Below are 14472 nucleotides of genomic sequence, written 5' to 3'. Positions count from 1 at the left end.
TGCCCGCAAGGCCCCGGCCGGCCACCCCCCTGTCCGGCCGGGGTCTTGCCCCTTACCCAGCCACATCCAGTCCCCAGCGGACACTCCGAAGTAGACGATCACGGCTGAGTGCCGGGGCAGCTGAGCCCACCGCAGACAGATCGCAAGCCCGCCTGCGCATCCCGGCCTGCTCATGCCCACCGAGCACCGCATCCACGACTGGCTCAGTCATGCCAGGCACGGGGAACTCGCCGCAACCGGCCGGACAACGCCACCGCCAACTGCGCCGCCAACACCTCGCCCACCACACGGATAAGTCCCAGCTGTCCGCGCAGCAACGCAGCGACAGCACTAGCGGTCGCAGCCCGCGCCAGAGCACGCCTGCCCGCGCTACACCCGACGGACCACGCGGGCTACCCGCGGTGAAGGTCCTCGCGCAGCGCACCGGCCACCAGATGTCCTGATACGAGCAAGCAGCTCGCATCAGGTCAATCCAACAGTCCACAAAGGAGAGAGGAGAAAAACATGACCACACACCGACTCGCGCAGCGCGAAGGTGCCGACTGGGCCAAGACCGGTCACTAGAGGCACACCAGCGGCCGCCGCCCCCTCCCCCCTGTGGCGGCGGCCGCCCCTCTCCCCACGTCAGCAGCGCCCACCACAACGCAGTCCCTGCTCGCCTCTATCCGCGCTGACACCACACCGCTCCCTCACTCCGCTGCAGGAGGAAGGACAAGATGACCTCGATCGAACGTGACGGCAGCATCGATCTCCCCGCAGACTGGCCTGGTGGTCCGTGTATTGGCATCCTCCCCACGACCTACCGGACAGCCAAGGAGGTCTTCGGGCTCCCCGAGGCTCGTCACCCCGACCGCGGCCTGACGTACTGGACCGTACGGACACCCGCAGGCATGGCGGTGATCGTCGATGACCTGCTGGGCCTCGATGAACTGGAAAGCAGGCCCGACAACACTGTCCACTTCGACGTTCACGCCACATCCGCCGCAGTCCTTCCGTGGTTCGCCACTGCCATCGCCGGGAACACCGCGCGACTGCACCACATGCTCAAGCCCAGGTTCTCACTCCGCGATGTCACCGACCTCCTCACTGGCTACGCCCAGTACCTGATCTGGCAGTGCATTGCCATCGGAACAACCCTCTCGAACCCCAGAACGATGCCGCTGGACAAGCTGAAGACCAAGGCGCAGTCCATGGCACTGCTTGTAGTACTGGCCGCACGGACGGCCGGCCGAGCGTTCCTGCCAGAACACAGCGCCCTCACCGACGCAGAACTGCTCGAACGCAGCACCAAGTCCCAGCCTCGACTTCCGATCCAGGCATCCGACAAGCAGATCAGTGAGTTCACCCTCCACTACCTCCAGTGGCTGACCCGCCCCACGCACCGCCTTCAGCCCATCAAGTCACTGCCCGAGATGGGCGGGATACTGCTCTCCGGCGCCGACATCGACGGCACCCTGCTCGGGATTGAGACCTCGTGGCCGACTGACCGGCCCGAACTCCGGCGTCTGCTTGCCCAGCACATCAAGACCCTCCGCAACATTGCCGAGCTTCTGCTCTGACAGGCGCGCTGCCTCACCGCTTCCCGGCGAAGAGTTCAAGCACGGCGAATCAGCCCACAGCAGGCTGGAAACCTGAGCTAGCCGAATCCGGCCAGTAAAGCGCCGGTGACGAGCCCTGCGGGCTCCTCACCGGCCCCAGCCCTGGAATACCAGCGCCGCAACACGCCAGCTCCATCTGCGGACCAGGCCAGACCCGTGGCAGCAGAGCACGGAGAGCCCTGGGCTCCTCACCTCACCCAGAACTGGTCGCGCCCCCGCACACATCAGCGCAGTCACCGCGCCGCGGACAGCGCAACCACTCAGACCAGGCATCAGCGCACCACGCGATGCCGCACACCATCACACACCAAGGAGAAACAATGTCAGGCAAAGACGACCGCCTGTTCGAGGACACCAACCAGCAGGCCCAGCAGGCCGAGAAGGCGGACCACCTGCTGAACCCGCCGCCGACGCCTGCCGACCCCGCCGAAGGCAGCGAATGACCTGAGCTGACAACAGACCAGACACCTAGGCTCCCCTCCCAGGACCGTGCCCTACGGTGTCGCTGAAAAGCTGTGGCCCGCCGAGCCACAAGGCTCGGCGGGCCACAGCGGCTGCCTCCCGCCAGGCTCACGCGTAGGCGCCTCTCCGTTTTCGAGAAACTGAGGGGTTATCACAGGAACCAGCCACATCGCATCGGCACGTGAAACGCCCGACCGCCAGAATGCTACCCCAGGCTGTGGCGTGCTAGGCAACAGCAGCCTGCGCACAAGTCGCACCGACCGATCCACACTGCCACTGGCCGATCTGCGATAGCAATCACGACCTGGCCCCCAGCAGCCTCAGCCACACCGGCTCACCTATGCCCTGGGCCCCGGCTTGCCGATCACCAAGGAGACACGTGAGCTATCCGAACCCGCCCCTCGCGCTGATGTGCGCAACGACCTACTCCGGTGACTGCCCCTGGCTTCCCTTGCCCGGGTGGGTGGAACTGGTCCCTGGTCAAGTCCTGGCCCGTCAGACAGTGGAGGAGAACGAGTACGAGGTCCTCGTCGTCTACCGCTTGCCCGGCAGCACCGATGACGATCCCAGCCGACACCTGGGCTACGCGATCCTCACCGCGGCCCAGCTCCTTGACTGCGACGGCATCACCTCTGACCCCAGCTTGATCCTCTACGCCCCGCTTGAAACCTTCGCTTACCGCCCGCTCACCCTGGACCACCCGCTGAGCCAGCGTCGCCGAGAGCTCGGCGACCATGTCGGAGACAAGCCAAGCGCTGAGGCATGGGCACAGCTCGGCCTCACGCCCGCGGTCTGCCAGACCGCGTGTGCCCCTGAACCACATGAGGGGGACGGCGAGCCTCCATGGTGGTGATCGGACCGTGGTTGGCCTGAGCCAGCTCACACTGAACGCCCAGCCGGGCCTGCAACGCGGCACTGGTCCCACTGCACATCGCCGAGTCGCATGGAGACGATATGGCGGAGCTCGCAGCAATCCACCGGTCGCCTCCCAACCAGCTACCACGCCAGAGTCCCGCCGAGCGGTCACGAGCTCCCGTGAGACATCACCGCTCCGCAACCTCAGCTGGGTATGCCAGTCACCTTTCGGCGTGTACAGGGTCGTCGGGTTCCGCCGTGACCTCACCTTGCATGGTTCCGATCGTGGTCTCCGGCATCGAGCCGGACCCCACGAGGCCGGTATCGGTGGCCGCCGCTGACGCGGCGACCACCGATGCTGTCCACATGCGGGTGGCAGGCGCCCCAGGGGGGCGCCTGCCACCCGAGGCCGCTGCGCGGCCACAACACCGCGCACCACACCTGCCTTCGCCAGGCCAGTGCCGTTGCGGGCAGCTAACCAGCCGCCACACGTCTCTCAGCGACTCACTTGTGGCCGGGGAACCACCCAGCCCGCTCACCTCACAGGCCGCTGACTGCCTACTTACGTCCTGACGCGCGCCGGAGTGGTTGCGCTGCGTGGGTGGCTGGGGGCGCGCGGCTGCGCGCCTATGGACAACTGGGCGCGCTGTGCGCACCCAGTTGACCACAGCCTTGCTACCGGCCATTTCGGTGCAGACTGATGCCAGTTTCGCTAATTTAGTTGGATGCTGCTCGCCTATTACTTTCTTCTCTCGTTTTGATTCAATCGCCATTAAAATCGGCCTGGATTAGCGGGAAGGTTAGACGGGCCAGTGGTGAGATTGGCGGCAGTGGGGGCAATCCGGGGGCTTATCAATGATTGTGAACCTGGAGTCTCGGCACCGGCTTGACCTGCATGTATGCACTGATCTTGAGGATCAATTAGAGAACTCCCATTGCGATTGGTCGGTATTACTCGGCTTTTTCGGCCCATTCGAATAAGCTTGTGTTGTCGGGGCAAGGAAAGCCCCACCGGAGCCTTATCACCTCCGAACACATCGCATCGAAACAAGGGAACATCCCAATGTCGAACGTGCTGGACATTGCCGAACGTGTCTACACCGTCAACGGTGCCAACATCGATCTTCGTGACCGTTACGAGCGGGACGAAACCCTCTGGGGTGACGAAGATCGCGCCGCGCGCCGCATGGTCATGCTGGGAGCGAACCGCATCTGCTCCGCATGCAAAATTGAAATGTGCATCGTCGACTACCTCTCAGCCAACACCCTCGAAAACAAGGGCCGCTGCTCCGACTGCATCACGGCCAAGAACCCCCCCGTCTCCGCACTGCGCACCACCCCCACCCCCACCCCCACCCCCACCCCCACCCCCACCCCCACCCCCACCCCCACCCACGCCCCCGCACAGCCCGCCCCGACGCGCCGACTCCGCCCCGTCACGTTGGATGCAGCCCCCGTCAAGACCCGTACCTCACGCCTGCTGATCACGGCACCTGTTCCCAGCCCACAGACCGCAGCCGCCAAGGCTGCCCCCGTCACCGTGCGCCCCATCCGTGAAGCCGACCTGCCCATCACCACCGACGAGACCACACCCGTAACCAACACCATCACACCAGCCAAACCAGAAGTTCTCACCGCCGTCCGCGCCGTCTTTCCCAACCTCAGCGACCACGAGATCACCGCCGGACTCATCGCAGCCCGCAACAACAAGCAAGACCGCAAATACGGTGCCGCCTCAGTATTCGCCGCCGGAAGCCTGTGGTTCGCCGACTACCGCGACAACACCAAGACCCGCCCCAAGTACAACGGCTTGATCTATCGCGCCCTCAAGGAGGCAACCGCAGAGAACTGGACCGTCTATCTCCGTGACGCCGCGCTGAACGCAGTCCGAGACTTCCTGCCCGGCATCGACGACGACCGCATCGTCAAGGCCCTGCGCGCCGCCTACGACGCACGCCAGAAGAACACCTACACCCGCCGCGCCGTCAACGCCGCCAGCGCAATCCTGTTCGACGACTTCAAACCACGCGTAAACCCCGACCGTGAGGCCCTGGTACTCGACCTTCTCGGCAAGGCACGTGACGCAAAAATCGCCGCCCGCAACCGGTTCCCGCGTCCCTGACCAACACCGCCGGTGGCCGCCCCACGGCGGCCACCGGAACCCCAGCCGAACCGGACGCCAGGAGCCCACACGCCATGCACATGACCCTAGCCAGCGTCGCAATCCTCGCTCGGATCTATCCCCTGACCGCATCCCAGGCACACCGCATCGTTGCCACCGCCGCCCCGCTCTACAACAACGGCCGCCTCACCCTCTCCGCGATCCAAGCAGCCTGCCGCATCCTCTACCACGACTACGACCTTCAGAGCCCCCGCGACCGAGTGGCGACCACCATCAAGGCCCGCAACATGCTGCACACCGTCAAAGACGTATACGGCGACCGCGACACCTCTACCGCCACCGACATCAACATTCTGTGTCAATCCGGCGCGACCTGCACCATCCGCCCCTTCGCCCGGCACCACCTACTCACCATCTCCGATGAACACGGACACCCCATCGCAGACGGCATCACCCGCGCACGCCACCCCCGTACCGCCGCAACGCTTCGCCTGCACCTCAACCCCCACACCATGTTTCCCACCGCCCAACAGTGGTACGGCCTCAGCCAGGTCGAACGCGAGGACCTGACAGTCCGCCTACTCACCGCCGGACACCTGCCCGTGCCCTGCCCCCAGTGCCAAACCTTTGTCACCATCCCCACCGACGACTGGACCTGGCCCCAACAAGACCACTGCCGACACGTTGACTGCACCCCACTCAACCCAGACCACGTCATCCGTGCCGGGGGGCGGCTTGACCTCCAACTCCAGGACAACCTGAAGTACTACCTAGGCGAGGACGGGGGCGAAAGCGAGCCCACCGGCACAAGCACCTGGTACTGCGAAGCCCACAACAAGCACGGCAACATCATCGGCGCAGGCTGGGGACCCACCCGCGAGAAAGCCCGCGCAAAGCTCACCCTCTGCACCCCACCCCCGTTCTAACCACACCACCCCAGCCCCGTTCCCCCCACACCCCGGGGGAACGGGGCCACCCAGCGCGGAGCACGGATCGACGGGCATCGAGCCCGCCGACCCGTGGCAAGGGCTGCCGCCCTCGCCACACCCGCCCCGCCGAGCACGCCCGACGGGCAACGGAGACGAGGCCGCTCGCAAGCTCGCGACCCCGCCACAGTCCACATAGTCCTGCCCGCTCCGCGACCAGGACACCACAAGCGAGCGGAACCGCTGACGCGGTACAGCCCTGCCCGCGACCTTCACCACCTCACCACCGCGGCCGCGACTCCTGCACCGCCCCGACATCCTCCGCCGCGTCGCCTGGCCCGGCTGACCCGCCGCCCGCGATATTCCCGCCCTCGGCCACCTCAGCCTGTGGCGCGGCCACAGACCCGGCCTCCCCGCCCGGCCGCGCAGCCTCCGCGGCCGCCCGCTCCGCCGCGCGCACCCACGCCAGCACCCGCACCGAGTCCCCACCGGTCCGCGCCACCACAGCATCCTGCGAACCCTCCAGCGCGACCGCGGCCGCCACCGCCTCACCCGCAGCCACCCGCGCCCGCCGCACCGCCCGCTTCCCAGCCTCCAAGCCCTCAGCCAGCTGTGCATCCAGCCTGGACTTCTCCGTGGCCACCCGCTCCCGGATCGCAGCGATGCTCTGGTGCGCGCGCGCATCCAGCGCCTTCTTGCGCTCCTTGCCCCGCCGCCGCAACTGCTGCGCCCGCTCATCCGCCGCAACCTCGCTGCGGTGCACAGCCTCAGCCGCGTCCATCACCTTCACCAGCGCGGCGGCCCGCGCCTCAATCAGCGACTTCTCCTCCGCAGCCAACGCTGCGGCAATCTCCCGAGCCGACCTCTTCCGTGCGCGCACGACCAGCCCCTTCCAGGGACCCAGCCCACACCCACCCACCCACCATCCTAAGCACGCCCAGCACCCGCCGCCCCAGGCAACACCGAGCGGAGGCGGCTGCGCCGCCACAGCCCCCCACACCCCGGAACGCACCGATGCCACTCACCACACACACCCGACCCACCCAAGGGACCGCAGTAGGGGTGTGGGGCAGGAAGAGCCTGCCCCACACCCCTGGCCTGCCGGACCTCACCCACCGCCGACACCGCTCCGCCGCCAGCCCCGTTCTGCCTACCGCACTCATCGTTCATCACCTGAATGGATGACAACCATCACCCGTTTGCACTATGGTATCCCTCGCGGGATACGGGTGTGGGCCCACAAGACGCCCTAGAGCGTCACTCAGCCGAAAGGCATGAGCCCCGTGGCCCAGGTGACCCCGATCGGGCAGAACCGCGCCCTCTGGGAGTACCGCCTCGGCCAAAAACACCCCTGCCACCCCGACAGCGGCGACGGCCAGCTCACCTACCGCATCGACGCCACCGAGCGCCCACTGATGTGGATCGGCAAAGGCCTGGCCACAGTCGGCATCCAGGCCAACACCGAACTCACCAAAGACCAGTTCCCCGCCGCACGCCGCCTCCGTGAGGGCCGCCACCCCCGCACCGGCGACATCCTCGTCAAAGCCAAACGCAGCATCCCCCACGCCGCGAAAGTCCCCGCCAAACCCCTCGTCAGCGCGATCCGCAGCGTCGCCGCCGAAGCCGACGTCGACATCGACGAGATCCTGCCCACCCAGAACCTCCGCGACTGGTTCACCACCGCCGAACGCGAAGTCGCCGCCAAAGGCGACAGGGCCTTCATCGCCGCCGACCGCGCCGGCCGCCTCGCAGACCTAGCAGACCTCAACGTCAACGACCTCTGGGGCGAAGACGTCTACGCCACCGCCGCGGCCAACCTGTTCGAGGTCATCGAAGTCGTCAGCGAGGACGGCACCGTCACCGAACAACGCGTGCCCCGCCGCGTGATCACCGGCAACGCCGGCTACGACATCACCTTCCACATCCCCAAATCCGCCAGCCTCCTGCTCGCCTTCGCCCCCCAGGACATCGCCGAGAACGTCGAGGAGATCTACCTCCGCGCCATCCACAGAACCTTCGCCTGGCTGGAATCCACCACGGCCTACGTCATGCGCGGCAAACACGGAAAAGGCCACACCGCAACCACATTGCCCGCCGAAGGCTACCTGGGCTGGACCATGGTCCACCGCGCCGCACGCCCCGTCGAAGGCGCCACCGTCGGCGATCCCCACTGGCACGTCCACCTCACCCTGGCCAACATGGCCCGCGGCTCCGACGGCGGCTGGTCCACCATCGCCGCAGGCGGACGCGACCTCATCCGCCACGCCAAAGCCGCAGGCGAAATCGCCAAAGCCCTCATCCGCTACGACACCGCCGAACAACTCGGCATCCGCTGGGAACGCAACCACCGCAACGGCGCCTGGGAAATCGCCGGCGTACCCCAAGCCACCCTCGACCGCTTCTCCCGCCGCCGCGCCGAGATCCGCTCCACCCTCACCGCCATGGGCATCGACCCAGACAAAGCCACCCAGCACCAACGCCACACCGCCGAACAGAACACCCGCCAAGCCAAAGACGCCACCAGCAACGCCAGCGACGCGCTACTGCGCGACATCTGGCAAGACATGGAACGCGCCGCAGGCTCAGACCCCCAGACGCTGATAGAGGGCGTCCTCCACCACACCACCGAGCCCCCAGCCCCTCCCACCGTCGCCGAGATCGCCGCCCAACTCCTGCACCCCAGCACCGGACTCACCGCCAACGCCCGACGATTCACCCGGGCCCAGGCACTGGCCCGGGTCGCCGATCAGCTCGGCCAAGGCGCCCGCTCACCCCACGACATCGAAGTCCTCACCGACGCCGTCCTAGCCCACGCCGGCTTCATCCCCTTGCCCCGCAACACCAACGCCACCGGCGGCAACCACGTCCACCTCGGCGCCGACCACATGGCCAACACCGCCACCTACACCACCACAGACGTCCTCACCGCAGAAAAAACCATCCTGCGCGCAGCACAGAACAACCCCACCACCGCACTGCCACACCTGGTCATCGACACCGACCTGGTCGACCTCGCCCTCGACACCGCCGAGGTCATCCACGGCCACGCCCTCACCGACGAACAAACCGCCGCCGTACGCCGACTCACCGGCCTCGGCACCGCACTCGACGCCCTCGAAGGAGGCCCCGGCACAGGCAAAACCACCACCATGGCCGTCGTCCGCTCCATCTTCACCGCCGCCGGCTGCACCATCGCCGGAGCCGCCACCGCCGCCGTGGCCGCCGCCAACCTGCAAGTCGAATCCGGCATCCCGTCCAAGACCATCGCCCAATGGCTCCACCGCATCCACGGCCCACCCGACACCCCCAACCCCGACCCCGACGCCGCCGTCCACGAAGTAACCACAGAAGACCTGCTGGGGCTCACCGGAATCGACGTGCTCATCATCGACGAGGCCAACCTCACCGACGACCGCGACCGCGCCGTCATCTACACAGAAGCCCAGCGAACCGGCACCAAAATCATCGAAATCGGGGACAGCAAACAACTCCGCGGCGTCGGCATCGGCTCACTGTTCCGCCACATCCACGACATCGTCGGCGGCCTCACCCTCTCCGACAACCGCCGCCAGATCGAAGAAGACGAACGCGCCGCCATCGCCAGCTGGCGCGACGGCCGCTACGCCGAAGCCCTCACCCAATGGCTGCACAACCAACGCCTCATCGTCACCGAAACCGGCGACGAAGCCACCGCCGCCATGCTCGCCACCTGGCTCCACCAACGCCAAGGCGCCCCCGACCCCCACACCGAGATGCGCGGCCTGGTGATGCTGGCCGCCCACAACGACACCGTCAACCGCATCAACGCCGCCGCCCAAGCACTCCGGCTCACCCTCGACGAACTCGGCGAAGGCCGCACCTACGACCTCGGCGGCGGCAACAACATCACCTTCCACCTCGGCGACCACATCATGCTGCGCCGCAACGACCGTGGACAGATCAACGTCACCGGCAACCCCGTCCTCAACGGCTACCGCGGCCTCGTCACCGGCATCGGCGACACCGGAACCCTCCGCGTCGAATGGCAGCAAGACACCCCCGAAGGCCGCCAGACCAAAACCGCCGACCTCAGCCGCCGCTACATCGAAAACGGGGGAGTTGACCTCGCCTACGCCATGACCCTGTTCAAATCCGAAGGCCTCACCGTCCGAGACACCTGGACACTGCCCGAAGGCTTCGACGGCGGCGGCACCGTCCTGTTCGACACCCGCGGTGCCGACGCCAACGGATTCCACGTCGCCACCAGCCGCCACCTCCGATCCGTCCACGCCTTCGCCGCCCGCTCCGACCTGGAAACCGACACCGACACCTACCTCTACGGAACCCCCACCCCCGAGGAACGCGACCACAGGGTCATCGCCAAACTCGCCGCACACGCCCGCAGCACCGCCACCCACGGCAACGACCGCCCCGTCGTCCTCGACCTACGCCTCCCGGAGTTCGCTGACGAGGAAGGCCACCTCCTCGGCAGCCACGCCTACCGCACCCGCGACGAACCCGACCGCCGCCAAGCCCGTGAACAAGCCAGGCAACGCGCCGAAGCCGACCGCAACGCCGCCCGCCGACGCCGCGAGGTCATCGACCTGCTCCGCGACACCTGGATCCACCACCAGGACCTCATCACCCACCTCGCCGAGTCACCCGGCTTCGACCGCTTCATCACCCGCCTGGACCAAGCCGTCGAGGCCGGCTGGGACACCGAACTCGTCATCGGCGAAATCCCCATCGAAACCCTGGCCTCACCCCGAGTCCGCGACAAAGCCGCGTTTCTGGCCTACTGCGTCGACGACGCCGTCCGCCATCTCCGCCGCGCCGCCGAACGAGCCGAAGCCGAACAGGCACGCCAACAAGCACGCGACCAAGCCGCCGACCTCCTCCACGAGGCCTGGCCCAACCACCCCGACCTCGTGCACACCCTGTACGCCGAAACCAGCTTCGACGCCCTCGTCCGGGCCATGGACCGCCACCACCAAGCCGGTCTCGACCTGCACGACCTGCTGTCCCGACTCGCCCTCGACAAGATCGCCGACCCCAGCATCGTCCACAAATCACGCTTTTCCGCCTACCTGCTCAACCGGCTCGTCGACCACGACGCCGCCCAAGCCGAACGCGAACACCAGGCCGAGCAACGCCGCCTCGCCGAACTTCACCGCCGCGACATCGCCGCCGAAGCCCTCCATGAAGTCTGGGGCACCCACCACGCCGTCCACGCCGTACTCACCGGCCCCGCCTTCGGCGCCCTCGCCTACCGCATCGAACAAGCCCTCGACCGCGGCTACGACCCCGACGACGTACGCGACGTACTCGCCGCCGTTGCCCCAGGCCGCGTCCTCAACGCCCACAACCCCTCCGCCTACACCACAGCCGTCTTCACCAAGAACCTCGCCGCCCTCCCCGACCCCACCACCACCCCCGAACCCGAGCAGGCAGAGACCCACCCCGAAGCCAGCCCGGCGCAGCACCCCGACTCCGCCCCACAACACCCCGAGGCCGAGGCACCGCACCCGGAACCCGAGACCGCCACACCCCAACCGGAAGCCGCCACCACACCCCCGCCACCAGCTGCCGAACCACCCCAGCCCTCGCAGCCAGAACCCGAACCGATCACCACAGATCACGACGCCCCATGGCAACTGCGGCCCTACGGGGGTCTCGACGAGGACACGCTCTACCACCGCATCACCGCCACCGAACGCAGCCTTACCCACCTCGACAACGAACGCCTCGCCGCCGCTGAACGCGCAGACGAACTCACCCACGCGGCCCGCCAGCACACCGGCCTGAAGGTCACCGCACTCGAGGTCGACTTGGCCTACCACCGCGAACGCGCGATCAAAGCCGAGCACGCCCTCAAACTTCACCAGGGCTACCAGGACTACACCGCACTCGCTGAGGACGCCGCCCGCCAGCGAGCCCAAGCCCTCTACGACCGTGCCAGCGGCACCCTGAGCCGAGACGCCCGGACACGCGCCGAAAGCACGATCGCTCAAGCCACCGTCACCGAACGACGCGCCCGACACATGGCCGAAGCCTGTGCCGAGGAAGCCGCCGACCTCACCCCCGAACTCGGGCCGCCCGCGAACTACCGACGCATCATCACCATGGCCAACGCTGTGGAAAACGACTACGACTTCGCACGCCAACTCGCAGTCCAACGTGACCACGACACCGCCAACTCTGCCCGCCTGCACCACCAGAGGCTGCATACCCGAGTCGTCGAGGAAGCCACTGAACTGGCCGCGCTCCGCGCCGAGAAACGCCTACGTGACCACCAACCCGAACCAGTACGCCAGGCCGAAGCACTGCAACGACAAGGCGCCCTCACCACAGCCCGCCACCCCGAACAGGCACACACCGCCGACCCCGTTATCGACTACCAGCCCGGCGCGCACCCCATCATCGACACCGACATCCCGGCACCGCACCCCGCTCCCGAACCCGGTCCAGACAACTGACGGAAGGCCCCTCCAACCCACGCGTAGCGCGCCAGTTCCCAGAGAGGCACCCGGCATCGCAGACCGTGCACCACACGCCCTGCATCTCCTAGTCTGCCCGACCGCGACACACCGGCCAGCCTGGTCACCACGACCAACGGGTGGTCCGGCATCCTCACCGGGCCACCCGAGAACCGCTGTGGCCGGTGGCTGTTAGATGCCGAACGCCACCGCTGACGGTCGAACAACAGCCCACCCGAATGTCTAAAAGACACCTCACCACGCGGGCACCGAGCCACTCTCAGCCTGTCTGCCTGGCCAGCACCCGGTCGAGGAACTCCCAATCCAGCATCACTGTGACCACAGTCGAGGAACTCACCCGCTCCGGATCAGCCCGCACCGCCTGCCCCTGCGAAACAGGTGCAGTGACAGTCCAGTAGTTCATCTCGATGCCGTGCTGCAGCGCAGCACGCACGGATTCCTCAGCCACCTCGCAGTCCGCAGCGAGCCCGGCCAGGGTGCACTCCAGCACCGCTGGCTTGCCCATATCCCACAAGTGAGGCAGCAGAGCTGTGAAACCGGGCACCGCGGCCATGGTGAACCAGCGCACCCGCTCGATCCCGCCTAGCGCCCCCTCTGGCAAGTCCAAGACCTCATCTGCACGGCTCATCGGACGGGCGATTGACCACCGGTACTCCACGCCTTCCGTCGCCCGCTTCAGCACACCGACCTGCTCCAGCAGCGCCAGCAACTGCCCCATCGACACCGGATACGCCAGGCCGTGTTGCGCAAACGCAGGCAGCCCCGCTAGATACCGGTCCAGCCTGGCGAGCTGGCCCTGTTCTGCTTGCTCGGCTGTCCCGGCCGAGTCCGCCCAGCGCCCCAGCGGTGCCTGCAACCCGCCCAACGGCGCCAGCAACATCTCCACCGTCATAGCCTCGCCGTGCCGCTGTACCTGCTCGACCCGCAACACCAGCCGAAGCGCATCCTCTGGCAGCAGCAGCGTCCATCCCGTGAGGATGAACTCTTCGCTCGCGTCCGCGAACACGACTCTCCCCTCATCACGGCATCTCGCAGGAGAAGCCAACCAACAACGCACACACCGAGTACAGCAACCAGCCCCGGAAACACCCGAAATAGGCACTCCACCGACAAGACAGGAACAAGACGGCCAGCACATCCCGACCTACATACTCAGACAAGTACAGGGCGCTGTCACAGCGACAAAGGCCCCCTCCCACACCAGCCGACATCCGCCGCACGAAGTGCCAACACCGCAGCCGAGGGCGCACATCGCACCAGATGGACTGGTCAGCAGCACTCCGATAGCCGTGTACGCCGCGCCGCCCCCTGTCGATCCAGGACAGTCCCAGTGCACGTCTTCACGGCCGCACTCCGAACGACACAGTCACCGACCCGCGGTGGCGGATCCGCTCTCCCCGAGAGCCGGCACGCTCGAGAGAGACGGGAGAGGCAATGCAGGTCTGGACCTGTGCTACAGGGTTCGCTGGGTTCGGTCTCGTCCGGAGCTACTCAACGCCGAACCCGAAATCCTGTTCCCTCAGGCGGATCCGCGCGGCCTTCGCGGCGCCACGGTCGCGACCGATCGCCTCCAGCACCTGGATCTGCGCCTCCACCACACGACGCCACCCCACAGGATGCTTACCCTCCTGGCACAGCAGGCCGTTAGGCCCCAGCAACCGCGGCAACCGCGACCGAAATCCCGGCAGATAACGCAGACGGAACTCCGCGGGGGTCAGTGCGTTCGCGCGCTCATCCCAGTGCGCGTAGTACCAGGTCCAGCACAACGTATCCAGCTCATCGGTCAGCTCATCGTGCTCCGGCCAGCACGGCGGGATCAACTCCCGGACACTCTGAGCCCACCGCCTGTTGTAGTGCACGGCGAACGTCCTCGACAGGCGATCCTGAGCGTCAGCCTCGCGCTCCGTCAGCGCCCGCCGATTCCACGGGTGCCGCGCCCGGCGCTTACCAGGACCACTGCCCGACGTCGGCGCGTCATAGAGCTCCCGGAGCACCTCGAAGTCATCAGCATCGAACTGGTCAAGCCGCACCCG

9 protein-coding genes are annotated in these 14472 nt (G+C 67.1%); 6 read left to right on the top strand and 3 right to left on the bottom strand.

The features are described from left to right. Window positions 1-716 precede the first annotated feature (716 nt). From MZC64_RS19260 to MZC64_RS47895, 5 genes are all read left to right on the top strand, one after another. Window positions 717-1559, top strand: a complete 843-nt coding sequence (locus MZC64_RS19260) for a hypothetical protein (protein ID WP_247758115.1) — start codon at window positions 717-719, stop codon at window positions 1557-1559. A gap of 359 nt (window positions 1560-1918) precedes the next feature. After that, entirely contained in the window at window positions 1919-2041 is a 123-nt protein-coding gene (locus MZC64_RS47900; RefSeq protein WP_282105468.1) for a hypothetical protein, read from the top strand. A 398-nt stretch (window positions 2042-2439) separates the two neighbouring features. Continuing rightward, the gene (locus tag MZC64_RS19255; protein WP_247758114.1) at window positions 2440-2913 is read left to right on the top strand and encodes a hypothetical protein; all 474 of its coding nucleotides are present in this window, start codon (window positions 2440-2442) and stop codon (window positions 2911-2913) included. A gap of 1065 nt (window positions 2914-3978) precedes the next feature. Next, a complete protein-coding gene (locus tag MZC64_RS19250; protein ID WP_247758298.1) occupies window positions 3979-5037 on the top strand; it encodes a hypothetical protein in 1059 nt (352 codons plus the stop codon). A gap of 74 nt (window positions 5038-5111) precedes the next feature. After that, window positions 5112-5963 carry a hypothetical protein gene (locus MZC64_RS47895; protein ID WP_282105467.1) on the top strand — a complete coding sequence of 284 codons (852 nt, stop codon included), beginning with the start codon at window positions 5112-5114 and terminating at the stop codon, window positions 5961-5963. 280 nt (window positions 5964-6243) lie between these two features. Here the strand turns inward: MZC64_RS47895 and MZC64_RS19240 are convergent, their stop codons facing one another. Continuing rightward, window positions 6244-6843, bottom strand: coding sequence for a hypothetical protein (locus MZC64_RS19240; RefSeq protein ID WP_247758113.1), 600 nt, complete (start codon window positions 6841-6843; stop codon window positions 6244-6246). A gap of 394 nt (window positions 6844-7237) precedes the next feature. Here MZC64_RS19240 and mobF point away from each other — a divergent pair, with 394 nt between their 5' ends. Beyond that, window positions 7238-12418 (top strand): MobF family relaxase, encoded by a 5181-nt coding sequence (gene mobF, locus MZC64_RS19235; protein WP_247758112.1) that lies wholly within the window; start codon window positions 7238-7240, stop codon window positions 12416-12418. 280 nt (window positions 12419-12698) lie between these two features. Here mobF and MZC64_RS19230 read toward each other — a convergent pair whose 3' ends face one another. After that, a complete protein-coding gene (locus MZC64_RS19230) occupies window positions 12699-13445 on the bottom strand; it encodes a DUF6042 family protein (RefSeq protein WP_247758111.1) in 747 nt (248 codons plus the stop codon). A 481-nt stretch (window positions 13446-13926) separates the two neighbouring features. Next, on the bottom strand, window positions 13927-14469 hold the full coding sequence (locus MZC64_RS19225; RefSeq protein ID WP_247758110.1) for a hypothetical protein: 543 nt from the start codon (window positions 14467-14469) through the stop codon (window positions 13927-13929). Window positions 14470-14472 lie beyond the last annotated feature (3 nt).

The sequence above is a fragment of the Crossiella sp. S99.2 genome, from assembly GCF_023094165.1.
Taxonomy (GTDB): Bacteria; Actinomycetota; Actinomycetes; order Mycobacteriales; family Pseudonocardiaceae; genus Crossiella.
This window is presented reverse-complemented; position numbering and strand designations above follow the sequence as displayed.